Genomic DNA, 22,649 nt, shown 5'->3' with positions numbered 1-22,649 from the left:
CCGACCCCGGTCGCGGACCGTCCCCGCTCCCGTCCCCACGCCCCCGGCTACGCCACCTGCTCCGGACGCCCCGGCGACGCCAGCAGCTCCGCGAGCCCCGGCACGATCCCGAGCCGCCACATCGCGCGGTCGTGACCCCCGGGCACGCGGCGCACGGTGACGTCCGCGCCCAGCCGGCGCAGCGCCTCCGCCCCGGCGTCGACGTGCCGGTGCATCTCCGGTTCGCCCTCGCCGACGGTGAGCAGCAGCCGCGCCATCCCCGCGCCGGCCGTCGCCCCCGCGTCCGCGCCGTCCATCCCGGCCGCACGCTGCACGAGGTCCCCTCCGGCCGGTCCGGAGAGGGGTGCGTCGTCCCCCTCCTCCGCGCCCGGCCACCACAGTGACGGCGACTGCGCGAGCACCCCCGCGACCCGCCCGCGCCCCCGGTCCGCGAGCGCGCCGAGGACCGCCCCGAGCCCGCCGAGACTCTGCCCCACGAGCACCACCGGCCCTGGCCGCGCGCCGGCGGCGGCCACGGCCGCGGTGACGGTGTCGAGAAGGGGTCCGACGAACCCCTCCGCCGCCGCCGGGTCCGCGAACTCCGCGCGGTCCGGGGCGGCCGGCACGAAGACGCGTGCGTGGGGCGGCAGGAGCCCGCGGGTGACGGCCGTGTCGAGGGCCGTGGTGAGGTCGTGGAGGTGGATCCAGTCGTCCCCGTCGAGGACGACGACGACCGGGAGCGGGCGGGCGGCGGCCGTGGCGTCTGTGTCGTCGGCGTCCGGGCCGTCCGCAGCCGTGGCGTTCGCCGCGTCCGGGACGTCGAGCCGGAGCGTCGCGCGGCGGCCGAGGACCGCGCGGTCGAGGCGGAGGCGCGACCCGGGCATGTCGGCGACCGCGTCCGCGGGGCGGGCGGGCCACAGCGACCGGTCGACCGACGGGTGGTGGACGAGGGAGGCGGTCGGGCCCGCGGCGTCCGGGTTCGCCGGGTCCGCGGTGCGGGTGCCGTCGACGAGCAGGGAGTACGTCGCCGCGGTGCCGGGGGCGAGGGTGACCGACAGCGGCGCGGCGGACGGGCCGGCGGGCGGTCCGGCGGGCGGGGCGTCCGGGCCGGCGGTGTCTCCCGCGGCCGTGTCTGATGCGGCGGTGTCTGCCGCGGCGGTGCGCCACGGGTCCTCGAACACGACCGTGGTCCCGGGGGCCGTGTCCCCGGCCGGCACGGTCACCCGGACGGGCGCCCCTCCGCCGGGCGTGCCGACCGCGCCGACCGTGCCGACCGCGCCGGGTGTGCCGGCGGTTGTCTCGTCTGTGCTCATCCCGCGTCCCCTCGTCTCCTCGTCCTGGTCCTGATCCTGTGTGTCACTCCGGTGCCACTCCGGTGGCGTGACGGCCCCGTTCCGGCGTCGTGACCGGTCACGGCCTCGGGGCGTCCCGGGTCGTCGCCCTCTGGCACACCGGAGACACTCCGCCGGCGCGGCCGGCGGCGTCGGTGACCGAGTGTGCCACGCCCGCCCCCTGACCCCGGCCATTGACTCTGTTGATAAGGCTTAGCTAATCTTGCGGCCATGCGAGTTGCACTCTTCGGATTCCAGACCTGGGGCCACCGGACCCTGTCAGCGATCATCGGCGCGGGTCATGAGGTGGTCCTCGTCGTCACCCACCCGAAGAGCGACCACCCTTACGAGCAGATGTGGAGTGACTCCGTCGAGGACCTCGCCCGCGACAACGGCATCCCCGTCCACGTCACCGCCCGGGCAGACGACGCCGCGCTCACCGCGCTCCGCGAGGCCGACCCGGAGGTCATCGTCGCCAACAACTGGCGCACCTGGCTGCCCCCGGAGATCTTCGACCTCCCCCGGCACGGCGCGCTCAACGTCCACGACGGCCTGCTCCCGCACTACGCCGGCTTCTCCCCGATCCTCTGGGCGCTGCTCAACCGGGAGAGCCACGTCGGCGTCACCGTCCACCGCATGGACGCCACGCTCGACGGCGGCCCCGTCATCGCCCAGCAGGCGATCCCCGTCGGCCCCACGGACACGACGACCACCCTCGTCGAGAAGACCGTCGACCTCATCGAACCGCTCATCGTCCGCGCCCTCGAGGGGCTCGCGAACGGCACCCTCACCGGCATCGAGCAGGACCCGACCCGGGCCACGTACTTCCACAAGCGGGGCGACCACGAGTCCCGCATCGACTTCACCGCGCCGGCGGAGGACGTTGAACTCCTCATCCGGGCCCAGTCCGACCCGTACCCGAACGCGCACTTCGACTTCCGGGGCCAGCGCGTCCGGGCGCTGTCCGCGCACGTGAGCCGCGGGCGGTTCGGCGGAACGCCGGGCCGGGTCACGATCCCCCACGAAGGGGGCGCGGCCGTGGTCTGCGGCTCGCCGGTGCGCAATGCCCCGGCGCCCGCGATCGTCCTCGAGACCTTACGGCTCGACGACGGTTCCGAGGTCCCGGCGACAGAATTCTTCGGGACACGGGGCGGGTACATCCGCCCCACCGCCACAAACGACATCTGACAGGAGATCTGAAGACAGTGACGATCACGAGGACCATCATCGCCACCGGTGCCGCGGTGCTGCTCGTCGGCGGGCTCGCAGCCTGCTCCGACGGCAACGGCAACGACAACGACACCTCCACCACGAGCAGCGCCGCCTCCACCGGGGCCTCCTCCGACGCCCCCGCCGCCGAGGCCGAGGCCGGGGCCTTCCCCACGACCATCACCCACAAGTTCGGCACGACGGAGGTCAAGGAGGCGCCGAAGCGCGTCGTCTCCCTCGGCTACACCGACCAGGACGCGCTCCTGGCCCTCGGCGTGACGCCCGTCGCCGTGACCGAATGGTCCGGCATGGCCCCCGAGGGCCAGGCCGCGGGCAACTGGGCGAACGACCGGGTGCAGGGCGACAAGCCGGAGATCCTCTCCGGGGACTCCATCGACGTGGAGAAGGTCGCGGCGCTGAACCCGGACCTCATCATCGCCACGTACTCCGACGTCGCCGGCGACGAGGGCCTGTACAAGCGCCTGTCCGACATCGCCCCGGTCGTCGTGCAGAAGGGCGACTACAAGGACTTCCAGCAGCCCTGGGACGTGACGACCGAGGAGATCGGCCAGGCCGTCGGCAAGCCGAAGGAGGCGAAGAAGCTCGTCGACGACGTCAAGGCGAAGATGGCCGCCCTCAAGGACAAGCACCCGGAGTGGGCGGGCAAGACCGTGGCCGTCGCGACGGTCGAGGACGACAACCTCTCCGCGTTCGCGTCCAAGGACCCGCGCAGCCAGTTCTTCGAGGCGCTCGGCTTCACGACGAAGCCCGAGATCGACAAGGACGCCGGGGACGCCTTCTACGCGAAGCTGTCGAAGGAGAAGGCCGACGTCCTCGACGCCGACGTCCTCGTGTGGGACCAGCTGTCCTACTCGCCGAAGAAGGACAAGACGAGCATCACCGACGACCCGATCCTCGGCCAGCTCCCGCCCGTCAAGGACGGTCACGCGGTCTACCTGGAGGGCGAGCTGGAGAAGGCCTTCGGCTGGCAGACGGTGCTGAGCCTGGACTACGTCCTGGACAACATCGAGAAGCCGCTGGTCGACGCCACCGCGTAGTCGCGTCACCGGGCCGGGCGCGCGGGCGCGCGGTTCCGCGCGGCACCGCCCCCGCGCGGCACCCCCGGCCGGCCGCCGCTCCCGCGCGCGGCCGCACTCACGCCGTCGTCCCCCCCCGGTGTCACTCCACCTCGAGCACGATCTTGCCGGTGACCTCCCCGGCGAGCAGCGCCCGGTGCGCCTCCGCGACGTCGCTGACCGGCACGGTGCGGTCGATGTGGTGCCGCACCCGCCCGTCGGCGAGCATCGGCCACACGTTCTCCACGGTCGCGGCGACGATGCGCGCCTTGTCCGCCCGGTCCCGGTAGCGCAGCCCGGTCGCGGACACGCTGCCGCGCTTCGCCAGCAGCGCGCCGATGTTCAGCTCGCCCTTGACGCCGCCCTGCATCCCGATGATGACGACGTGCCCGTCCGGGGCGAGCGACGCGACATTGCCCGCGAGGTACTTCGCGCCGATGATGTCGAGGATGACGTCCGCCCCGCCGGCGTCCTTCATGACCTCGGCGAAGTCCTGTTCGCGGTAGTTGACGAGGATGTCCGCCCCGTACCCCCGGCACGTCTCCAGCTTCTCCGCGCTGCCGGCGGTCACGGCGACGCGCGCGCCGAGGGCCTTCGCCGTCTGCACCGCGAACAGGCCGATGCCGCCCGCGCCGCCGTGGACGAGGACGGTGTCACCCTCGTCGACGTGCGCGGTCATCATGATGTTCGACCACACGGTGCACGCGACCTCCACGACGGACGCCGCCTCCCGGAGGTCGTATCCGTCCGGGAGGGGGATGAGCTGCCCCTGGGGGACGACGCTGTACTGCGCGTACCCGCCGCCGGACAGCAGGGCGGCGACGCGCTCGCCGGCCTCCACGGGGCGGCCGTCGGGCCACGTGCAGCCGTTGGGGTCCTCGACGACGCCGGCGATCTCGAGGCCCATGATGTCGGTCGTGCCGGACGGGGGCGGGTAGTGGCCCTGCGCCTGGAGCGTGTCGGCGCGGTTGACGCCGGCGTAGTGGACGCGGACGAGCGCCTCGTCGGCCGCGGGGGTGGGGGTCTGCGTGTCCTGCCAGCTCAGACTGGACGGGTCGCTGGTGTCTGTCTGGATGATCGCCTTCATGGGCCCCAGGGTAACCGGGGGCGAGGGGGCCTGTCGGGGCGGCGGTCCGCGGGGCGTGGGGCCTGCCGTGGGGCGCGGCGCGGCGGTCCGGGCGCGTGGGGTCCGGGGTGGTCACGCCCCGGGCCAGCGGTTTCCGCCGGCTCAGGGCCGTGAGATAGGATCAGTGCCGCACTGGAGGCGTGGCAGAGCGGCCGAATGCACTGGTCTTGAAAACCAGCGACGGGCAACCGTCCGGGGGTTCAAATCCCCCCGCCTCCGCGGAGCACAGGCCCCGGATCGGAACGGATCCGGGGCCTGCGTCGTGCGGTGGGGCGGTCCGGCCGCGCCGGGCTCCGTCGGCCCCGACTCGATCCGCGCCGGGGTCCACCGTCCCCGCCCCGACCCCGCCCCGACCGCGCCGATCCGCCCGGTCAGGCCAGGCGGACGATCTCCGCGACGGTCCCGAGCGTCGCGGGCGCGGCCCCCTGCTGCTGCACCACGAGCGGTGCGCCGACGGCCGCGCTGCTCAGCCGGCGCCAGCGCAGCCGGCGGTGGCTGATGTCGCGCCGGCCCACCTCGTACACCCAGAGTGATCTGTCGACGAGCGCGGTGGATCCGTCGTCGAACAGGATGAGGAACGTGCGGTCGGCGAGGGCGTCGCGGCGCAGTCCGGTGAGGTCGGTCAGGGGCGTCGCCGTGTGGTCGATGACGGAGATCCGTGCGACGAGCCCGAGCCGGTGGTCGATGCCCTCGGCGTCCGTGACGACCAGCGGTTCCCCCGCCCGGCACGCGCGGATCCTGCGGTATCGCCAGGCGACGGGCTGCGGCGGGGCGGTGGGGGCGGGCGTCGACCCCTCGCCGGTGCCCCGGGGGCGCGGGCCGGCGGGGGCGTGGCCTGCGGCGGTGCCGTCGGGGGCGCGGCCGCCGCTGCGCTGGTGGGTGGCGCGGTGGCCCGTGCCGGCGACCGTCCGGCGCACGCCGACGTGCCACGGGTCGACGGTCACGCGGTGGGCGGGCTGCTCCGTCTCCACGAGAAACCGGCCGGTCAGCGGGGTGTCGCGCGGCCCCGGGAGCGGCGCCGGCTGCTCGTCCGGGGGCGTGCCGGGGCGCAGCGCGCCGTCCGTGGTGGCCGCGGCACCGGTGGGCGGGACATCTGCGGCGCCCGCGGCACCGGTGGCGCCCGTGGCGGCCGCCGCGGCCGGGACATCCGTGGCGGAGACCGCGGCGGAGACCGCGGCGGAGTGGCCGCGCAGCTGGTACGGGTGCTCGTCGAGAAGTCCGGTGAGGGCGGCGCGGACCTCGCCGTCGGTGCTGCCCCACCCGATCCCGCGGGCCTCAAGCAGCCCGAAGACCTGCGGCAACGTCAGTCCCGGCTGGGCTTCCCACGCCATGCGGAGCAGCCGGGTGACGGCGGGGATGCGCGTGGGGTCGTCCATGCGGGAGATCGTACCGGGGCGTCGCGCGGTGGCCGGGGCAGGGGACCGACGCCGCGAGCCGGCGGCCCGGGCGTCCCGGGCGGGGGCCGGGGCGTGCTGTGGCGCGGCGGGGTGTGGCGGGGGCGGCCCCGGCGGCCGCCGCGACGGACGCGGGCGCGGGGTGCGTGAGACGCCGAGCGGCCGCCGCGACGGACGCGGGCGCGGGGTGCGCGAGCCGCCGGACGGCCGCCGCGGACTAACACAGAAGCGCCATTCCGGTGGCGGATCGGTGCAGGACACAGGGGGTGACCGGCGTTTCCTTGAATCATAAGCGACTTATGTTTATTGTGGTGTACGTGACAGACGACGAGAGGACAGGAGGTGGGGCGACGATGGCCGACACCACGACGAACGGCGCGGACGCCGGGGACGCCGCCGACCGGGAGACCGCGGCGACCGCCCCGGGACGCCCGCCCGCCGGCACCGGCACCGCCGAGGCGACCGCCGCGGCGGCTGTCGCCGACGGCGCCGCCCACGACCCCGCCGTGCTGGACCTCGCGGCGACGGCCCGCGCCACCGTCCGGGACACCGTCATCATGATGCGTCTCCTGGACCGGGGGTCGGACCTGCCGTTGACGCAGGTCAACATCCTCAACTGGTTGCTCGACACCCCCCGCGGGATGGGCACGCTGTGCACCCTCGCGGGCGTGAGTCAGCCGGGGATGAGCCAGCACATCTCGAAGCTCGTCGACGCCGGGCTGGTCCGTCGTCTGCCGCACCCCGAGGACGCCCGCGCGGTGCTCGTCGACCTCACCGACGCCGGTCGCGAGACCGTGACCGAGACCAACCGCCAGCGCGACGAGCTCCTCGCGGGGCTCCTCGGCGGGATCTCCGCCGGGGAGAGGGAGCGGCTGCGCGAGGCGTTGCCGGTGCTCCACACCCTCGCGCGGAGGGTCATCGGGAGGTGACCGGCGCCGAACCCGCCCCGGTCACGACCGACCGGGACGCGGCCCCGCCCCCGGTCACGACCACCTGCGGTGCAGCAGCGGACCGCCGCCCGGGGTGACTCCCCGGCCCGGCCGCAGGGCCACCGTCCTGCGGCCGGCGGTGCCGCCCGGCACGTGCCCCACATGACGGACATGACGGATGTGGCCCACACGACCGACACGACTGAACGGAACGGACGACGGACGTCACCCTGACCGGTGACTCCGCTGGAACGAACACATGGAATGACCGACACGAAAGGACCTGCATGAGTGAGACAGCTGGAGGGACATCCGGGCGGCCGGGAACACCGGCGGACGGAGCCCACGCCGCGCACCGGGCCGACGCCGCGCACCCTGGTGGCGTGGCCGGTGGAGGCGACGTCGTGAACCGGGACCCGGACCACGCGCCGAACGGTGACGGCCCCACCGGCACCGCCGCCGGGACCACCGCCGGGACCGGCACCGGCACCCACCCGCACGAGGACCACCCGCACGCGCTCCACCCGCACGAGGAGAGCCTCGCGGACTGGGAGGAGAGCGTGGAGGCGACGATCGAGGAGACCGTCGTCGACGAGCGAGCCGACGTGCGCAGACAGCCCCTCGCCGTGTGGGTGACCGCCGCGGCCGCGGTGTTCGCCTTCATGGGCATCGGGCTCGTCGACCCGATCCTCCCGGCGATCGCGACGAACCTCGACGCGACGTCCTCCCAGGTCTCGCTCCTGTTCACCAGCTACTTCCTCGTGACCGCCGTGATGATGCTCGTCACCGGCGCGATCAGCTCCCGCATCGGCGCGAAGAAGACGCTGCTGCTCGGCCTGGCCGTCATCGTGATCTTCGCGGCGTTGTCCGGCCTGTCGCCGTCGGTGTCGCAGCTGGTCGGGTTCCGCGCCGGCTGGGGTGTGGGTAACTCGCTGTTCGTGGCGACGTCCCTCGCCGTGATCGTCGCCGTGGCCTCGGGTGGCCGCGCCGTCGCGATCATCGTCTACGAGGCCGCCCTCGGGCTCGGCATGGCGGTCGGCCCGCTGGTCGGGGCCCTGCTCGGCGGGATCCACTGGCGCGCACCGTTCTTCGGTGTGGGTGTGCTGATGTTCGTCGCGTTCGTCGTGCTGCTCGTGAAGCTGCCGACGATCCCGAAGCCCGACAAGCCGACGTCCGTCATCGACCCGCTGCGCGCCCTGACCCACCCGGGCCTGTTCGGGGTGTCGCTCAGTGCGCTGTTCTACAACTTCGGCTTCTTCACGATCCTCGCGTTCACCCCGTTCATCCTGGGCTTCGGCCCGTACGGCATCGGCGCGGTGTTCTTCGGCTGGGGTGTGGCCCTGGCGCTGTTCTCGGTCGTCGTCGCCCCGATCATCCAGAACCGGTTGGGGACGGTGAACACGACGCTGGTCACCCTCGTGGGCCTCATCGTGCTGCTGGTGCTCCTGGCGGTGTTCCACGACACGCGGCCGGTCGTCATCGTGCTCGTCGTCATCTCCGGCGCGCTGCTCGGTGTGAACAACACGATGTACACCGAGATGGCGATGAGCGTGTCCGACGCCCCGCAGCCGGTCGCGTCCGCGGGCTACAACTTCGTCCGGTGGCTCGGCGGTGCGATCGCGCCGTTCGTCGCGACGAGCCTCGGTGAGGCCGCCGGCCCGGTGCTGCCGTACTCCACGGCGGCGGTGGTGGTGTTCATCGCGGGTGTCGTCATGGTCGGCGCCCGGAACGCGGTCGAGGTGCACGAGCCCGACCACGTGTGACGCCCTGCCCCGCGGTGGGTGGCTGCCCCGTGGTGGATGGTCGCCGCCGGTGCGCCCGGTGACGGTGCCCTGCCCCGCGGTGTCCACAACCTGAGGCGCCGTCCGCCGGCTGTCCACAGCCGCTGACCGACCCCCGTCCTCCCGGGCGGGGGTTCTCCTATGCTCGGACCGGGGTGCGGGTCCCGGGTCGTCGACGACGACGGGACCGCCTGCACGGGGCGACAGCGGCACTCACGCCGGCAACGGCAGCGACAGCGACAGCAGCAGCGACAGCAGCAACGACAGCAGCAACGACAGCAGCAACGACAGCAGCAACGACAGCGACGACGAGGAGGAACGGCGATGCGCGGCAGCGACGACGACGGCCACAGGGCGGTCACCGCCACGGGACTGGTGCTCTGCGACGACGGCCGGTACCGGCCCCCGTGGGCGACGGACGGGGCCCTCCGGGAGTACTACGACACGGAGTGGGGGCGTCCCGTCGTCACCGAGCACGGCCTGCTCGAACGGGTGGTGCTGGAGGGCTTCCAGGCGGGGCTGTCCTGGTCGACGGTCCTCGCGAAACGGCCGGCGTTCCGGGAGGTCTTCCACATGTTCCACCCGGAGTTGATCCTGGACATGGACGCGGAGGCGCGGCAGGCGGCCCGGGAGGACGCCCGGCTCATCCGCAACGGCCGCAAGATGGACGCCGTGTTCACGAACGCGGCGGCGACGGTCGTGCTGCGTGACGACCCGGGGCTCCGGTCGCTGCCGGCCGGGTCGCCGGCGGAGGGTGTGCTCGGCGGGGCGGTCGCGGCGGTGCGGCCGGGGTTGCCGGTGCTGCTGTGGTCCTTCACCCCGGAGCGGCACGTCCGGCCGCGGTCCTGGTCGGAGGTGCCGACGACGTCCCCGGAGTCCGAGGCGATGGCGGCGGAGCTGCGGCGGAGGGGGTTCGTCTTCGTGGGTCCGACGACGTGCTACGCGCTCATGCAGGCGGTCGGGATGGTGGACGACCGGGTGGAGGCGGACTGACCGGCTGGCGTCGGGCGGGGACGGGGACGTGACGGAGCGGGGACCGCCGCGCCGGGGGCCGTGGGGACGTGGGTACCGGGGCGGGGGCAGGTGACGGGGGCCCGGGGGGCGGGGACCGCCGCGCCGGGCGTCCGACCGCCGCGGCGGGGTGCGGACAAGTCGGTGAAATCCGGTCGACATCGCGAGTTAACATACGTTCCGTATCGCGGGACATCACGTCCACATGGCGGGAAGATGCTGGCTGAGTGGACACCGGCGGGGAGGGCGGTAGGATACATGACGTCGGAAACGCCCCTTCAGTGTCATCGGGCGGCGCTATATGGTGACCTGTGTCACATATCGTGTGATGAACTGGATGGGTTAGGTGAACCTAATTTTGTGTCTGGGTGTGATCCCCGTAACTGTGGGGCGGAACGGCTACCCGACCCCACGGAAACAAGTGTCCACCGGGGCGGGATCCGGGTGACCCCCGGAGAACGGCCGCGCACCGGCCCCCACCGTGGGCCGGTGCGCTGCGTCCGTGCCGACCGCCGGACCGTCCGGCGGAGACCGGCCGGGTGCCGACCACCCGGCGGGACACGGCCGGACACCCGACCGTCGGGCGGCGGAACGGACCACCGCTCCGCCACCCCGCGGCCGACCCCGGCCGGAGAGTGACGACCCGCGGGAACGACCGTCGGGACCCGTCGGGGGCGACCCCCGCGGACCGCCCCGGGCGCGACCCGCCGGACGCGGGCGTCGACCCTGACAGGCGGCACGGGCACCGGTGACACCGGCGCGACCCACCGGCCGCATCCACCGACGACACCTGCGAGAACTGCTGAACCCATCGAGCGGAGGCTGACGACCATGAAGACCTATCCTGCGCGCCAGGGGCTGTACGACCCCTCGTTCGAGCACGACGCCTGCGGCGTCGCGTTCGTCGCAGACATGCACGGCCGTGCCACACGCGACATCGTGGAGAAGGGCATCCAGGCCCTCATCAACCTCGACCACCGTGGTGCGGCCGGGGCGGAGAAGAACACCGGCGACGGCGCGGGCATCCTCATCCAGGTCCCCGACACCTTCTACCGGGAGGTCATGGCGTCCCAGGGCGTCGACCTGCCCCCGGCGGGCGAGTACGCCACCGGCATCGCCTTCCTCCCGGCCTCCCGGATGGCGGCACTCGACGCGATGCGCGCGGTGGAGTCCATCATCGACGAGGAGGGCCTCACCCTCCTCGGGTGGCGCGAGGTCCCGGTCGACGACTCGAGCCTCGGCGCGATGGCCCGCGACGCCGAACCGATCTTCTACCAGCTCTTCCTCTCCGGCACCGCCGACGACGGCACCCCGCTGTCCGGCCTCGCCCTCGACCGCCGCGCGTGGTTCGTCCGCAAGCGCGCCGAGCGCGAACTCGGGACGAAGGGCCCCGGCGCCGGCGCCGGCAGCGACACCGTGTACTTCCCCTCGCTGTCCGCCCGCACGGTCGTCTACAAGGGCATGCTCACCACGCCCCAGCTCCGCGACTTCTACCTGGACCTCCAGGATGAGCGCGTGGCCTCGGCCCTCGCGATCGTCCACTCCCGGTTCTCGACGAACACCTTCCCCTCCTGGCCGCTCGCGCACCCGTACCGGATGCTCGCGCACAACGGCGAGATCAACACCGTCCGCGGCAACGAGAACTGGATGCGGGCCCGGGAGTCCCAGGTGCGCTCCGGGGAGCTCGGCGACATCTCCCGGGTGCTGCCCGTCTGCGACCCCGCGGGCTCCGACACCGGGCGGTTCGACGAGGCCCTCGAGCTGCTCCACCTCTCCGGCCGCAGCCTCCCCCACGCGGTGCTCATGATGGTTCCCCAGGCCTGGGAGAACAACCCCACGCTCGACCCCGACGTCCGGGCGTTCTACGAGTACCACTCCTCCCTCACCGAGGCGTGGGACGGCCCCGCCGCCCTCGCCTTCACCGACGGCACGGTCATCGGCTCCGTCCTCGACCGGAACGGCCTGCGGCCCGGGCGCATCTGGATCACCCGCGACGGGCTCGTCGTCATGGCCTCCGAGGCCGGTGTCCTCGACATCGACCCGGCGGACGTCGTGCGCCGCACCCGCGTCCGGCCGGGCGAGATGTTCCTCGTCGACACGGCCCGGGGCGCGATCGTCACCGACGCGGAGATCAAGGCGACCCTCGCCGACCGCCCCTACCGGCGGTGGGTGGAGGAGCAGCTCGTCCACTTCGACGACCTCCCCGCCGTCGACCACACGCCCATGCCCCACGACCGGGTCGTCCTGCGGCAGCGGGTCTTCGGCGTGACCGAGGAGGACGTCGACGTCATCGTCACACCGATGGCCCGCACCGGTGCGGAGGCCATCGGCTCGATGGGCACGGACACGCCCATCGCCGCGCTGTCCGACCGGCCGCGGATGCTCTTCGACTTCTTCGCCCAGCGCTTCGCCCAGGTCACGAACCCGCCGCTGGACTCCATCCGCGAGAAGATGGTCACGAGCCTCTTCACCCAGCTCGGCGCGCAGGTCGACATCACCAGCGAGGTGCCGGAGGCCGCGCACCGCATCCGGCTCACGACGCCGGTGCTGCTCAACAGCGAACTGCTCACCCTCGAGCACGCCGGCGAGGACGAGCGTCACGCGGCGTTCCGCAGCGCCCGGATCTCCGGGCTCTACCCCGTCGCCCACGGCGGGCGGGGGATGCGCGAGGCGATCGCCCGCGTCCGGCGCGAGGTCTCCCGGGCCATCGAGGACGGGGCGACGCTCATCGTCCTCAGCGACCGGGACTCCACCGAGCGCATGGCGCCCATCCCGACGCTCCTGCTCACTTCGGCGGTGCACCAGCACCTCGTCGCCGAGCGGACGCGCACCCGCTGCTCGCTCCTCGTCGAGGCCGGCGACGCCCGGGAGGTCCACCACATCGCGATGCTCATCGGCTTCGGCGCCGACGCGGTGAACCCCTACCTGGCCTTCGAGACCATCGACGAGGTGCACCGGAAGGGCCTCCTCGGCGACCTCGACGTCCCGACGGCGTGGGAGAACTACCGCAGCGCGGCGTCGACGAGCCTGCTCAAGATCATGTCCAAGATGGGCATCGCGACCGTCGCCTCCTACCGCGGCTCCCAGCTCGCCGACGTCACCGGCCTCAGCCAGCAGCTCCTCGACGAGTACTTCACCGGCTGCGTCAGCCCCGTCTCGGGCATCGGCCTCGACGAGATCGCCGAGGACGTCGCCGTCCGCCACCGCCGGGCGTTCCTGCCCCGGCCGGAGGAGCAGGCGCACCGCGAACTGGAGATCGGCGGCGAGTACAAGTGGCGGCGTGAGGGCGAGTACCACCTGTTCAACCCGGAGACCGTCTTCACCCTCCAGCACGCCACCCGCTCCGGCCAGTACCGGGTCTTCAAGCAGTACACGCAGAAGGTCGACGACCAGTCCCGACGGCTCGCCACCCTGCGCGGGCTCTTCGAGTTCACCTCGGACCGCCGGCCGGTGCCCGTGGAGGAGGTCGAGCCGGTCAGCGAGATCGTCAAGCGCTTCGCCACGGGCGCGATGTCCTACGGCTCCATCTCCGCCGAGGCGCACGAGACGCTCGCCATCGCCATGAACCGCCTCAAGGGCATGTCGAACTCCGGCGAGGGCGGCGAGGACCCGGACCGGTTCACCCCCGACGCCAACGGGGACTGGCGGCGCTCCGCGATCAAGCAGGTCGCCTCCGGCCGCTTCGGCGTGACCAGCCACTACCTCAACAACTGCACGGACATCCAGATCAAGATGGCCCAGGGTGCGAAGCCGGGCGAGGGCGGGCAGCTGCCCCCGCACAAGGTCTACCCCTGGATCGCCGAGGTGCGGGTGACGACGCCGGGCGTCGGGCTCATCTCCCCGCCGCCGCACCACGACATCTACTCGATCGAGGACCTCGCGCAGCTCATCTACGACCTGAAGAACGCGAACCCGGACGCGCGGATCCACGTCAAGCTCGTCGCCGAGCAGGGCGTCGGCACCGTCGCGGCGGGTGTGTCGAAGGCGCACGCGGACGTCGTCCTCATCTCCGGCCACGACGGCGGCACCGGGGCGTCCCCGCTGACCTCGCTCAAGCACGCCGGCGGCCCGTGGGAGCTCGGCCTCGCCGAGACCCAGCAGACTCTCCTCATGAACGGCCTGCGGGACCGCATCACCGTCCAGTGCGACGGGCAGCTGAAGACCGGCCGGGACGTCGTCGTCGCCGCCCTGCTCGGCGCGGAGGAGTTCGGCTTCGCCACCGCCCCGCTCGTCGTCTCGGGCTGCATCATGATGCGCGTCTGCCACCTCGACACGTGCCCGGTGGGCATCGCCACGCAGAACCCGGACCTGCGCCGGCGCTACACCGGCCAGGCCGAGCACGTGGTGAACTTCTTCCGCTTCATCGCGGAGGAGGTCCGCGAGTACCTCGCCGAGCTGGGCTTCCGCTCGATCGAGGAGGCCGTCGGCCACTCCGAGTGCCTCCGCGCGGGCACCCCGGACCCGGCGCACCGCACGGCGTCGTCGCTCGACCTCTCGCCGATCTTGGCCCGGCCGGACTCCCCGTTCATGCACCAGGACCTCCACCGGACCCGGGAGCAGGAGCACGGCCTCGAGGCCGCCCTGGACAACCGCATCCGGCAGGACGCGGAGGACACGATCCGCCGCGCCGCCGCCGGCGAGGACGTCCGCGTGGACCTGTCCTACCCGGTGACGAACGTCAACCGGTCCGTCGGCACGATGACTGGCTCGCTCGTCTCCCGGGTCGCCGGCCGCGACGGCCTGCCGGACGACACGGTCACGGTCCGGCTCACCGGCTCGGCGGGCAACTCCCTCGGCGCGTTCCTGCCGAAGGGCGTCACCCTCCGCCTCGACGGTGACGCGAACGACTACGTCGGCAAGGGGCTCTCCGGTGGCCGGATCATCATCCGCCCGGACGCCACCGACGCCTCCGTCGACCCCTCGACCAGCACCATCGCGGGCAACGTCCTCGGATTCGGCGGCGTCACCGGCGAGATGTACATCCGCGGCACCGTCGGCGAGCGCTTCTGCGTGCGCAACTCCGGCGTCACCGCCGTCGTCGAGGGCATCGGCAACCACGGCTGCGAGTACATGACCGGCGGCCGGGTCATCGTCCTCGGCGAGGTCGGCCAGAACTTCGGCGCGGGCATGTCCGGCGGCATCGCCTACCTCCTCGACGACGGCACCGTGCGTGACCGCGTCAACCCCGGGCTCGTCGACGTCGAGACCGTCGACGACCCGCAGGAGCTGGAGTGGCTGGAGCGCACCGTCGCCACCCACCGCCGTCTCACCGGCTCCACCGTGGACGTGGACCTGACCTCCCTGGTCAAGGTCATGCCCCGGGACTACAAGCGGGTTCTCCGCACCATCGAACTGGCCACCGAGCAGGGGCTCGACAAGGACGGCATCGCCGCCGCGATCATGGAGGAAGTGAACTGATGGCTGATCCGCACGGTTTCAAGAACTTCACCCGCGAGGAGGCCCCGCACCGGCCGGTGCCCCTGCGCCTGCTCGACTGGCGGGAGGTCTACGAGGACTTCTCCGACAGTCAGGTGCAGACCCAGGCGCGGCGCTGCATGGACTGCGGCATCCCCTTCTGCCACGACGGCTGCCCGCTGGGCAACATCATCCCGGAGTGGAACGACCTCGTCCGTCAGGGCCGGTGGCGGGAGGCCTACGACCGCCTCCACGCGACGAACAACTTCCCGGAGTTCACCGGGCGGCTGTGCCCCGCCCCCTGTGAGGGCGCGTGCGTCCTGGGGATCTCCGACGACCCGGTGAGCATCAAGTCCGTCGAGCTCACGATCGTCGAGCACGCGTGGGACGCCGGCTGGGTCACCCCGGTCACGGCGTCGTTCTCCACGGGCCAGTCCGTGGCCGTCGTCGGCTCCGGCCCCGCCGGGCTCGCCGCCGCCCAGCAGCTCACCCGCGCCGGGCACGACGTCACCGTCTTCGAGCGGGCCGACCGCATCGGCGGGCTCATGCGCTACGGCGTGCCCGAGTACAAGATGGAGAAGAAGTGGATCGACCGTCGCCTCGCGCAGATGGAGGCGGAGGGCACGACGTTCCGCACGGGGATCGCCCCCACCGCCGACGACCTGCGGGGGTTCGACGCTGTCGTCCTCGCGGTGGGCTCGACCGTCGGCCGGGACCTCGTCGTCCCCGGCCGTGAGCTCGCGGGCGTCCACCAGGCGATGGAGTACCTGCCGGAGGCGAACCGGGTCCAGGAGGGTGACCGGGAGACGTCCCGCATCGACGCGCGCGGCAAGCGCGTCGTCATCATCGGCGGCGGCGACACGGGCACCGACTGCTTCGGCACGGCCCTGCGCCAGGGGGCGGCCGAGGTGACCCAGTTCGACATCGGCCCGCGGCCGCCGGAGTCCCGCGCGGAGAACAACCCGTGGCCGACCTTCCCCCGGATCTGGCGCACGGCGACCGCCCACGAGGAGGGCCGGTACGTCGTCTCCGGCGACGAGTCCGCCACCGAGATCGAGGCCCTCGGCCTCGCCCACCGCGAGCCGGGCGTCGAGCTCGGCACCCGGCGGTTCACGGTCAACACCGTGGAGCTCACCGGCGAGGACGGCCGGGTCACCGGTCTCCGCGCCGCGGAGTGCCGCCGGGGCCCGGGCGGGATCGAGAACATCGAGGGCTCCGAGTTCGAGATGGAGGCGGACCTCGTCCTGCTCGCGATGGGCTTCGCGTCCGTCGAGCGCGACGGGATCGTCGGCGAGCTCGGCCTCGAGGTCGACGGCCGCGGGCGCATCGTCCGCGACGACACGTTCCGCACCGTGCCCCGCGCCGCCGAGGGGGACGGGCACGACGGGCACGGCGCCCGCGGCCGCGGCGGGAACCGCGGGACCGGCGGCCTCGACGTGCCGGTGTTCGTCGCCGGCGACGCGGGCCGCGGCCAGTCCCTCATCGTGTGGGGCATCTCCGAGGGGCGCGCGTGCGCCGCCGCGGTCGACCGGCTGCTCATGGGCGAGACCGCGCTGCCGCGCCCGATCGCCCCGACCGACGTGCCGATGCAGGCCTGACGGCCCGCCGGCCCGGGCGACCGGCGGCCCCATCGGCCCGCCGCCCGGGCGACCGCCGGCCCCGCCGCCCGGACGACCTCCCGCCCGGGCCCGGCGGGGCGCACCCGCCCCCGTCCGCCGGTCCGTCGCCCGGCCCGCCGTACACTGACCTCATGCACACACCGGATGCACCTGAGGTGCCCGTCACGGGCGGCGGGATCAGACTCGGACAGTTCATCAAGCTGGCGGGTCTCGTCGAGACCGGAGGCACGGCGAAGGAACTCGTCGCCGGGGGGCGGGTGACGGTCAACGGCGCGGTGGACACCCGGCGTGGCCGCCAGCTCGGCGACGGGGACCGGGTGGCCGTCCTCCACGACGTCGACGGCCCGGAGGCCGCGGTCGCACGGGTTGCCCTCCGTGGGGAAACCGAGGATGATGACGTGTTCGACGAGAACACCGCCGACGATGACTTCGACCCGGAAAAGTGGAGGAATCTCTGATGCCAGCTCTGGTGGCGGAACCCGGAATGCCGGTGTGGATCGACCTGGCGACGACTGACCTGGGCAAGGCCAAGCACTTCTACGCCGAACTCTTCGACTGGGAGTTCGAGACGCTGTGCGACGGGTACACCGTCGCCCGCAAACAGGGGATGCCGGTCGCGGGCATCGGCCAGGTCGCGGAGGACAACACGTCGATCTGGGGGCTGATGCTCTACACCCCGGACATCGAGGACGCGTACGCCCGGGCCGTGGAGATCGGCGCGACGTCCGTGCTCCCGCCCCGGGACGTCGGGCGGCGGGGCCGCATGGCGGTGCTCGTCGACCCCTCGGGCGCGACCGTCGGCCTCAAGGACCCGGAGGCGGCGGAGAACTTCTTCGCCGCCGGTGAGCCCGGCACCCCGGTCTGGCACGAGCTGCTGGTGGGGGAGAAGTACGACGAGACGCTCGCGTTCTACCACGCCTTCGCCGGCTGGGACATCAGGAAGCGCAACGACTCGGAGCGCCTCCGCTACGCGACGGGCGAGATCGACGGCTCCCCGCTGTGCGGCATGTGGGACACCTCCGAACTCGACGAGAACCCCAGCATGTGGACGCTCTACCTCGGCGTCGCGGACGTCGACCGGGCGGCGAAGCGCGTGCACAAGCTCGGCGGGAAGGTCGTCCGCCAGCCCTCGACGACGGAACTCGGCCGGCTGGCGACGATCGTCGACCCGGGCGGCGCACTGCTCAACATCTGCGAGGTCGCGGAGCCGGAGCCGGAGACCGGCCACGAGCCGGACATCCTCGCCGCGGAGGAGCTGCGGCGCGCCGGCCTGTCCTGACGCGCCCGTCGCCGCCGGCGCCCCGCGTCGCGCGCCCGCGCCCGACACCCCCGCCCCCACCCGTGCACCCGCACGTGACCACCCCCGGTGACCCGTGCCCGGCGGCGTTCCCGGGCCGGGCCCGCCGCCGCCCGACGGGTGTCTAAGGTGGGGGCATGTCTGACACTGCAGCGAGCACACCCCCGGCCGGGACCGACCTCCCGGACGACATCACCGAGGCGGCGACGGGCCCGGTCCCCGGCCCGGCGGAGGACCTCTACCGCCACGTCAACGGCGACTGGATCGCCACCCACGCCATCCCCGCCGACCGCGGCGTGGACGGCACGTTCCACCAGCTGCGGGACCGCGCGGAGGCGGACGTCCGCGCGATCGTGGAGGCCGCGGACCCGGACACCCGCATCGGGGCCCTGTACCGCTCCTTCATGGACACGGAGGGGATTGACGCCGCCGGCCCGGAGGTGCTCGAGGAGGACCTCGCGGGCGTCCGGGGGGCGACGGACATGACCGGGTTCGCGCGGGCGCTCGGTGAGCTCGACGTCCACGGCGTCGGCGGGGTCGTCGGGTTCTGGGTGGAGAAGGACTCCGGGTCGGACGTGGAGCGGGCGTACATCGTCCAGTCCGGGCTCGGCCTGCCGGACGAGGCCTACTACCGCCAGGACCAGCACGCCGAGACGCGCGTGGCGTACCGGGAGCTCATCCGGGACATGTTCGACCTCGCGGAGGACCTGCCCCGGCCCGGCCGGTGGGCGTCCGCGACCAGCGGTGACGCCGCCGACGCGGTCGTCGCGTTCGAGACCGCCCTCGCGTCCGGCCACTGGGACAACGTCGCCAGCCGGGACGCGGAGAAGACGTACAACCTCACCGACCCGGCGGACCTGCCGACCGGGTTCCCCTTCGTCGAGTGGCTCCGCGCCGTGCGCATCGACCCGGACTCGGAGGGGGGACGTCGCGTCGTCGTGTCCCAACCCTCCTACCTCGAGCACGTCGCGACGATGGCCACCGACGGCTCCCACGACCTCGACACGTGGAAGCTGTGGGCCTACTGGCACGTGCTGCGGAGCCGGGCGGGGCTCCTCCCGGAGCGGTTCGGGCAGCGCACCTTCGACTTCTACGGCCGGACGCTCATGGGGTCGACCGAGCAGCGGGCGCGGTGGAAGCGCGCGCTGGGGCTCATCGAGGGCCAGGTCGGCGAGGACGTCGGCCGCGTGTTCGTCGACGAGCACTTCCCGCCGGCTCACAAGGAGCGGATGGAGGAGCTGGTCCGCCACCTGCTCGAGGCGTACGAGGAGCGGATCTCCTCCCTGCCGTGGATGACCCCGGCGACGCGCGACCGGGCGCTGGAGAAGCTGTCCCTGTTCCGCGCGAAGATCGGCTACCCGGAGCGGTGGCGGGACTTCAGCGGGCTGGAGTTCGGGCCGGGGGGCGCGGACCTCGTGGCGAACGTGCGCCGCGGGTCGGAGTTCAACCACGCCCACGAGGTCGGCAAGCTCGGCCGGCCGAGCGACGACGAGCTGTGGTTCACGACCCCGCAGACCGTCAACGCCTTCTACAACCCGGTGAAGAACGACATCACGTTCCCCGCCGCGATCCTCCGCCCGCCGTTCTTCGACCCGGAGGCGGACATGGCCGGCAACTTCGGCGCGATCGGCGCGGTCATCGGGCACGAGATCGGGCACGGGTTCGACGACCAGGGGTCGAAGTACGACGGCCACGGCAACCTCAACTCGTGGTGGACCGACGAGGACCGGGAGGCGTTCAGCGCCCTCACCGACCGGCTCGTCGAGCAGTACGACGGGCTTGTGCCGACGGGCCTCGCGCAGCGCGGGATCACCGAGCACCGGGTCAACGGCCGGTTCACCCTCGGGGAGAACATCGGTGACCTCGGCGGACTGGGGATCGCGGTCGTGGCCCTGCGGCGGTACCTCGCCGAGCAGGGGGAGACGGTCGAGTCCGCGCCCACGGCCCCGGTCGAGGGTCTCGACGGGGACTTCACCGCGCTCCAGCGCCTCTTCCTGCGGTGGGCGCGGGTGTGGCAGACCGCGATCCGGCCGCAGATGTCGGCGCAGTACGCGTCCGTCGACCCGCACTCCCCGGCGGAGTTCCGCTGCAACGTGGTGTGCCGGAACGTCGCGGAGTTCCACGAGGCCTTCGACGTGCACGAGGGCGACGGCATGTGGCTCGACGAGGCCGACCGGGTGAGGATCTGGTGAGGGCGGCCGAGCCGCCGCCCGCCGGGGACGGTGCCCGGCCCGTGTCCCCGGGCCAGCCGGGTGCACCGCAGGCGGCCGTGCCGCCGGTGCCGCCGGTGCCGCCTGTCGCCGACCCCGAGGGCCGGTACCGGCCGGCGCCCGTCGGCGCCCACCGCACGCGGAACGCGCTGCTGCTCACCGCGGGCGTGCTCGCGGCGTTGCTCGTCCCCGTGGCCGTCCGGGCCGCGAACGGGCCGGTGCCGGAGACGTACCCGTCGTTCTCCGAGGCGATGACCGCGCAGGGCCTGGACCCCGGGCCGACCCCCCTCACCCTCGACGCGCTCGACGACCTCTGCACCCTGCCGCGTGACACCCCCATGCCCGGGGTCGTCACCGCCGAGTGCGGGGGCGTGGACCTCGACCTCACGACGATGTCCGGGGTGGACGACCCGGCCGGTGCGACGCGCCGGGCGCTGCGCGCGGTCGGGCGGTCGCGGGACGCCTTCGCGGAGGTCCCGGTGCAGGACGTGTCCGCGGACGCCGTCCGCGCCGACCCGTCGCTCGACGGGGCCGTCGACGCCGTGTGGGAGACCCGGCCGGTGCTCATCCTGACCGCCGGGTCCGACCTCGACCCGGGCGACGCCCCCGGCGGCCCCGGGCTGCCCGGCGGGGCCCCCGGTGGACCGGCGGCCGTGCCGGGCGCCGCCGTCCCCGGCACCGCGCGGGCCGTGGGGTCCGGGGCGGCCGGGACCACCGGCGGCGCGGACGTGGACGAGCGGATCCTGCTCGCCCGGTCCTACATCCCGCAGGGCGGGGACACGATGTACACGTTCCAGGTCCGGGTGCCGGTGAGCCTCACCGGCTACGCCGGCGTCGCCGGGGCGCGCGTGATCATGAACACGCTCTTGGAGGGAGTGACGGTCGATGACGGAGAATGACACGGCGAACGACGCGGCGGGTGGCGCGGTGAACGACACGGCGAACGACGTGGTGAACGGCGTCCCGCAGGACACCCCGCAGTACGACACCGGGTACACCCCGGTCGACGACACGACCTGGGGCCGGAGCCCGGACCGGCCGGCCGTCCCGCTGACGCGGGTCGTCGACGGTTGGGCGGTCACGGAGACCTCCCGAGCGTTCCACCGCTCGGTGCCGCGCCCGGTCCGGCCGGCGCTCCGCCCGTTCGCGGACATCCACCTCGCGGCCTACATCGTCCTCGTGGCCGTGTGCGCGGTCCTCGCCGCGTTCGCGATCCTCATCAACCCCGTGACCTTCGGGGCGGGGCCGCTGCTGCTGTCGGCGGGGATCTCCGTCGTCGTCGGGGCGGTCGTCTGGTTCCTCCTCATGCGGCTGCGCATCGCGGCCGGGACGCCGCTGCTCCTGGGGGCCGCGGCGATCGTCTGGGGGGTGACGGCCGGGACGATGTTCGGGTCGATGACCGTCGGCCAGGCCGCGTCCGACGTGGCGGTCCAGTGGGGCGCGCCCTGGCTGGAGGCGTCGTTCGGCGGCGCGTGGCCGGAGGAGATCTCCAAGGCGCTCGGCGTGTGGCTGCTGCTGTCCGTGGGCCGGGCCTGGTGGAACCGCCCGTGGCACGGCATCGTCGCGGGGATGCTCGTCGGCCTCGGCTTCGAGCTCTACGAGAACTCCCTCTACGCCGTCGGCCAGGCGATCCTCGACCCGACCTCCGATCTGAGCGGGGCGGTGGACATGTGGGTGACGCGCGTCGTCGCGGGCCCGGGGCTGCACATCATCTTCGCCGGGATCACCGGGTTCGGTGTCGGCCAGGCGCTGTTCCGGGCGCACCGGTCGACGGCGTGGCGGTTCGGCCAGGTCCTCGGCTGGGGGCTCACCGGCTTCGCGGTGCACTTCCTGTGGAACATGGCGGTGCCGGACACGGTCGCGCAGATCGTGCTGCTGGTCGTCGTGTACCTCGCGGGGGTGGGGGTGCTCGTCACCCTCATCGTCCAGTCCACCCGGGAGATGGGGGTGGCTCACCGGGCGGGTCTCGCCCCGGCGGTCACGGTGTACCGACGCCTTCCGCGCGTCATGCACGAACTCGTCCCGTCGGGTGCGGTGCCGCCGCCCGGAGCTGCATCTCAGCAGGTCAACGGGGTGCAGCCGGCGTCGTGGTTCCCGCCGCAGCAGGGGGGCGTGGCGTCGTCGTCCCCCGTGCAGCCGCAGGGGGACGTCCCGCCCTCCGCACCGGTGCAGCCGGGGACACCACCCCCGACCTCCGGTTTCCCGTGACGCATGGGGCTGTAGGTTGTGAAGTTGCAGATGTGAAAACTGTGACTCCGCTGTAGGGTGGAGC

At 73.3% G+C, this 22,649-nt stretch carries 16 protein-coding genes and 1 tRNA gene; 13 read left to right on the top strand and 4 right to left on the bottom strand.

Going from position 1 to position 22,649, the window contains the following annotated elements:
- Window positions 1-47: 47 nt before the first annotated feature.
- On the bottom strand, window positions 48-1,292 hold the full coding sequence (locus CBOVI_RS10090) for an alpha/beta hydrolase-fold protein (protein ID WP_183273670.1): 1,245 nt from the start codon (window positions 1,290-1,292) through the stop codon (window positions 48-50).
- Between the two features lie 249 nt (window positions 1,293-1,541).
- On the opposite strand from CBOVI_RS10090, the gene CBOVI_RS10085 reads away from it, so the two are divergent.
- Both CBOVI_RS10085 and CBOVI_RS10080 read left to right on the top strand, forming a co-directional pair.
- Complete coding sequence (locus CBOVI_RS10085; protein ID WP_029157934.1) at window positions 1,542-2,498, top strand: methionyl-tRNA formyltransferase; 957 nt, start codon at window positions 1,542-1,544, stop codon at window positions 2,496-2,498.
- 17 nt (window positions 2,499-2,515) lie between these two features.
- The gene (locus CBOVI_RS10080; protein WP_010270868.1) at window positions 2,516-3,577 is read left to right on the top strand and encodes an iron-siderophore ABC transporter substrate-binding protein; all 1,062 of its coding nucleotides are present in this window, start codon (window positions 2,516-2,518) and stop codon (window positions 3,575-3,577) included.
- 121 nt (window positions 3,578-3,698) lie between these two features.
- Here the strand turns inward: CBOVI_RS10080 and CBOVI_RS10075 are convergent, their stop codons facing one another.
- Entirely contained in the window at window positions 3,699-4,682 is a 984-nt protein-coding gene (locus tag CBOVI_RS10075; RefSeq protein ID WP_010273031.1) for an NAD(P)H-quinone oxidoreductase, read from the bottom strand.
- A 173-nt stretch (window positions 4,683-4,855) separates the two neighbouring features.
- On the opposite strand from CBOVI_RS10075, the gene CBOVI_RS10070 reads away from it, so the two are divergent.
- A tRNA-Ser gene (locus CBOVI_RS10070) sits at window positions 4,856-4,940 on the top strand.
- A gap of 152 nt (window positions 4,941-5,092) precedes the next feature.
- Here CBOVI_RS10070 and CBOVI_RS10065 read toward each other — a convergent pair.
- Window positions 5,093-6,097 carry a hypothetical protein gene (locus tag CBOVI_RS10065; protein ID WP_125196947.1) on the bottom strand — a complete coding sequence of 335 codons (1,005 nt, stop codon included), beginning with the start codon at window positions 6,095-6,097 and terminating at the stop codon, window positions 5,093-5,095.
- A gap of 335 nt (window positions 6,098-6,432) precedes the next feature.
- Between CBOVI_RS10065 and CBOVI_RS10060 the strand changes: the two genes are divergently transcribed.
- Together CBOVI_RS10060 and CBOVI_RS10055 are read left to right on the top strand one after the other, a co-directional pair.
- Window positions 6,433-7,044: a MarR family winged helix-turn-helix transcriptional regulator gene (locus tag CBOVI_RS10060; RefSeq protein WP_125186127.1), complete on the top strand. Its 612-nt coding sequence runs from the start codon at window positions 6,433-6,435 to the stop codon at window positions 7,042-7,044.
- Window positions 7,045-7,448: 404 nt separating this feature from the next.
- Window positions 7,449-8,807 carry an MFS transporter gene (locus CBOVI_RS10055; protein ID WP_010271380.1) on the top strand — a complete coding sequence of 453 codons (1,359 nt, stop codon included), beginning with the start codon at window positions 7,449-7,451 and terminating at the stop codon, window positions 8,805-8,807.
- A gap of 231 nt (window positions 8,808-9,038) precedes the next feature.
- On the opposite strand, the gene CBOVI_RS10050 is transcribed toward CBOVI_RS10055, so the two are convergent.
- Window positions 9,039-9,176: a hypothetical protein gene (locus tag CBOVI_RS10050; protein WP_010271383.1), complete on the bottom strand. Its 138-nt coding sequence runs from the start codon at window positions 9,174-9,176 to the stop codon at window positions 9,039-9,041.
- Between CBOVI_RS10050 and CBOVI_RS10045 the strand changes: the two genes are divergently transcribed.
- From CBOVI_RS10045 to CBOVI_RS10010, 8 genes are all read left to right on the top strand, one after another.
- Entirely contained in the window at window positions 9,150-9,818 is a 669-nt protein-coding gene (locus CBOVI_RS10045; protein WP_010271386.1) for a DNA-3-methyladenine glycosylase I, read from the top strand. The genes CBOVI_RS10050 and CBOVI_RS10045 overlap by 27 nt on opposite strands.
- An 849-nt stretch (window positions 9,819-10,667) precedes the next feature.
- On the top strand, window positions 10,668-15,254 hold the full coding sequence (gene gltB / locus CBOVI_RS10040; protein ID WP_010271389.1) for a glutamate synthase large subunit: 4,587 nt from the start codon (window positions 10,668-10,670) through the stop codon (window positions 15,252-15,254).
- Window positions 15,254-16,849: a glutamate synthase subunit beta gene (locus CBOVI_RS10035; RefSeq protein ID WP_183273669.1), complete on the top strand. Its 1,596-nt coding sequence runs from the start codon at window positions 15,254-15,256 to the stop codon at window positions 16,847-16,849. The genes gltB and CBOVI_RS10035 overlap by 1 nt, the downstream gene beginning before the upstream one ends.
- Window positions 16,850-17,001: 152 nt before the next feature.
- On the top strand, window positions 17,002-17,328 hold the full coding sequence (locus tag CBOVI_RS10030; RefSeq protein WP_029157988.1) for an RNA-binding S4 domain-containing protein: 327 nt from the start codon (window positions 17,002-17,004) through the stop codon (window positions 17,326-17,328).
- A complete protein-coding gene (locus CBOVI_RS10025; RefSeq protein ID WP_029157989.1) occupies window positions 17,328-18,149 on the top strand; it encodes a VOC family protein in 822 nt (273 codons plus the stop codon). Before CBOVI_RS10030 ends, CBOVI_RS10025 begins: the two co-directional genes overlap by 1 nt.
- Window positions 18,150-18,304: 155 nt before the next feature.
- Window positions 18,305-20,359: a M13 family metallopeptidase gene (locus CBOVI_RS10020; RefSeq protein ID WP_125186132.1), complete on the top strand. Its 2,055-nt coding sequence runs from the start codon at window positions 18,305-18,307 to the stop codon at window positions 20,357-20,359.
- On the top strand, window positions 20,356-21,276 hold the full coding sequence (locus CBOVI_RS10015) for a hypothetical protein (protein WP_183273668.1): 921 nt from the start codon (window positions 20,356-20,358) through the stop codon (window positions 21,274-21,276). Before CBOVI_RS10020 ends, CBOVI_RS10015 begins: the two co-directional genes overlap by 4 nt.
- Entirely contained in the window at window positions 21,263-22,585 is a 1,323-nt protein-coding gene (locus tag CBOVI_RS10010; RefSeq protein ID WP_010273469.1) for a PrsW family intramembrane metalloprotease, read from the top strand. The genes CBOVI_RS10015 and CBOVI_RS10010 overlap by 14 nt, the downstream gene beginning before the upstream one ends.
- Window positions 22,586-22,649: the final 64 nt, after the last annotated feature.

Source organism: Corynebacterium bovis DSM 20582 = CIP 54.80 (assembly GCF_030408615.1).
Classification (GTDB): domain Bacteria; phylum Actinomycetota; class Actinomycetes; order Mycobacteriales; family Mycobacteriaceae; genus Corynebacterium; species Corynebacterium bovis.
This window is presented reverse-complemented; position numbering and strand designations above follow the sequence as displayed.

Bases quoted from the DNA above. Each gene is read 5' to 3' on its own strand.
- CBOVI_RS10085 (WP_029157934.1), top strand. From the start codon at position 1,542: ATGCGAGTTGCACTCTTCGGATTCCAGACCTGGGGCCACCGGACCCTG.
- CBOVI_RS10010 (WP_010273469.1), top strand. From the start codon at position 21,263: ATGACGGAGAATGACACGGCGAACGACGCGGCGGGTGGCGCGGTGAAC.
- CBOVI_RS10065 (WP_125196947.1), bottom strand. From the start codon at position 6,097: ATGGACGACCCCACGCGCATCCCCGCCGTCACCCGGCTGCTCCGCATG.
- CBOVI_RS10025 (WP_029157989.1), top strand. From the start codon at position 17,328: ATGCCAGCTCTGGTGGCGGAACCCGGAATGCCGGTGTGGATCGACCTG.
- CBOVI_RS10075 (WP_010273031.1), bottom strand. From the start codon at position 4,682: ATGAAGGCGATCATCCAGACAGACACCAGCGACCCGTCCAGTCTGAGC.
- CBOVI_RS10030 (WP_029157988.1), top strand. From the start codon at position 17,002: ATGCACACACCGGATGCACCTGAGGTGCCCGTCACGGGCGGCGGGATC.
- CBOVI_RS10035 (WP_183273669.1), top strand. From the start codon at position 15,254: ATGGCTGATCCGCACGGTTTCAAGAACTTCACCCGCGAGGAGGCCCCG.
- gltB (WP_010271389.1), top strand. From the start codon at position 10,668: ATGAAGACCTATCCTGCGCGCCAGGGGCTGTACGACCCCTCGTTCGAG.
- CBOVI_RS10020 (WP_125186132.1), top strand. From the start codon at position 18,305: ATGTCTGACACTGCAGCGAGCACACCCCCGGCCGGGACCGACCTCCCG.
- CBOVI_RS10090 (WP_183273670.1), bottom strand. From the start codon at position 1,292: ATGAGCACAGACGAGACAACCGCCGGCACACCCGGCGCGGTCGGCACG.
- CBOVI_RS10045 (WP_010271386.1), top strand. From the start codon at position 9,150: ATGCGCGGCAGCGACGACGACGGCCACAGGGCGGTCACCGCCACGGGA.